The sequence below is a fragment of the Pseudonocardia tropica genome (assembly GCF_040105315.1).
In the GTDB taxonomy this organism is placed as follows: domain Bacteria; phylum Actinomycetota; class Actinomycetes; order Mycobacteriales; family Pseudonocardiaceae; genus Pseudonocardia; species Pseudonocardia alni.
Genome location: NZ_JBEDNP010000085.1, coordinates 1 through 1406 on the forward strand (window position 1 = coordinate 1; position 1406 = coordinate 1406).

The 1406-nt window shown below is 68.6% G+C and carries 3 protein-coding genes; all 3 read right to left on the bottom strand.

What is annotated here, in order from left to right:
- Positions 1-88: 88 nt before the first annotated feature.
- Positions 89-292 (bottom strand): hypothetical protein, encoded by a 204-nt coding sequence (locus WHI96_RS27650; RefSeq protein WP_345651042.1) that lies wholly within the window; start codon positions 290-292, stop codon positions 89-91.
- A 207-nt stretch (positions 293-499) separates the two neighbouring features.
- On the bottom strand, positions 500-895 hold the full coding sequence (locus tag WHI96_RS27655; protein WP_345651045.1) for a hypothetical protein: 396 nt from the start codon (positions 893-895) through the stop codon (positions 500-502).
- Positions 858-1247: a hypothetical protein gene (locus WHI96_RS27660; RefSeq protein WP_345651047.1), complete on the bottom strand. Its 390-nt coding sequence runs from the start codon at positions 1245-1247 to the stop codon at positions 858-860. The genes WHI96_RS27655 and WHI96_RS27660 overlap by 38 nt, the downstream gene beginning before the upstream one ends.
- Positions 1248-1406: the final 159 nt, after the last annotated feature.

The window sequence follows — 1406 nt, forward strand, 5'->3', positions numbered from 1 at the left end:
ACTCGACCTCGGCGACCATGCGCACCGCCCGCTCACGCAACTCCGGCGGATACGGCGGCTGGGAACGACGTGTCATGACTCCATCTCCTCAGAAGATCAAGTCTCCCGACACGCCGGGGCGGTTCACGACCTCCAGGTGGCCGAGGTCGTGGTGGAACGCAGCAGCTGCCCGGGCGTTCCATCCGTAGCGGGCGAGGGCGAGCGTGGGGTCGCCGTCGGCGTCGGCGAGGTAGACGGCGAACCGGGGTCTTGACAGCCAGTCCTCGATCCAGCGGTCAGGTTCGCTCATCATCGCCTCTCGCTGCTGCAATCCTGGTGTCGGGTTGTGCCGAGTCGTGTAGCATGGTCTGTGAAGAGCCCCGGAAGCCTCTGACCCCTCGGCGGTCACGCGACCGGGGCTTTGTATTGACGAGGCTCGTCCCCGGTATCCGGGGACGAGCCTTCGTCGTATCGCGTCATGGGACGTTACCGGTGGTCGGGACGGCGAGACCGTCAGCCGTCAGGCCCAGGTCCAACCGCCGATAGTGCGGTGGAGTCCGGTGTGCCCGGCGAGCCCGGCGGTGCAGTCGGAGCCGTAGACCGGTGTCGTAGCTGGGCAGGGCGGGAGGTTCCTGGTCAGCTGCGCCAGCCGTTCGGCGAGGCGGTCCCGGTCGGCGGTGCGTTCGGTGAGCTGCCCGGCCCGCTGTGTGGAGGTCGCCTCGACGAGGGCCAGGTCGTCATGGAGCTGGTCGTGCTCGGCGAGCAGCCCGCGAACATCCGCCCGGCGCGGCGTCCGGCCCTCGCTCAAGGTGTAGCGCACTCTGGCGGCGGCGGTGTCCTCGTTGCCGCCGTCGTTGTTCTTGCCACGGTCGTCGCCCTCAGCTGGCGTGCGGGTGGGAGTGTCGCTCGAAGACATTGGCGCGCTCTCCTTTCGTGGAGCCGTTCAGGCGGGTGTCGACGGCGTCGTTGCTGGCCTGGAAACGGGTCAGGGCTGCGGGAAGTTGGTCTCGTGAGACCTCGTCGGCTGCGGTGAGCAGCGTCAGCAGCACCGCGCCGGCGTTTGTCTCCTCGGCGAGGGCGGTGGCGAGGTCGGCGCGTCCGGTTGTCCGCACGGCTTGAGCGATCTGCCCGAGTCGTTGTGTGTAAGCGGCTGCCTGGGCGGGGTTCTCGGCAGCGAGGGCGCTGCGGTAAGCCGCTTGCTCGGCGCGGTGTGCGCTGACCAGTGCGGTGAGCCGCTCGTCGGCCTCGACGGCGTCCACGATGGTCACCCCTGGTCCGCGGTGGGCCGGTATCCGGCGTGCAGTGAGCCTTTGCCAACCTGATCAAGCGTTGGCGATCACGAGGGTCTGAACTGCGGCGATGAGTTCGTCGGCCCGGTTCGGGCTGGAGCGGATCTTGCGGAGGACTTTCCAGTTCTTCAGTTCGGC

Bases quoted from the DNA above. Each gene is read 5' to 3' on its own strand.
- WHI96_RS27650 (WP_345651042.1), bottom strand. From the start codon at position 292: ATGATGAGCGAACCTGACCGCTGGATCGAGGACTGGCTGTCAAGACCC.
- WHI96_RS27655 (WP_345651045.1), bottom strand. From the start codon at position 895: ATGTCTTCGAGCGACACTCCCACCCGCACGCCAGCTGAGGGCGACGAC.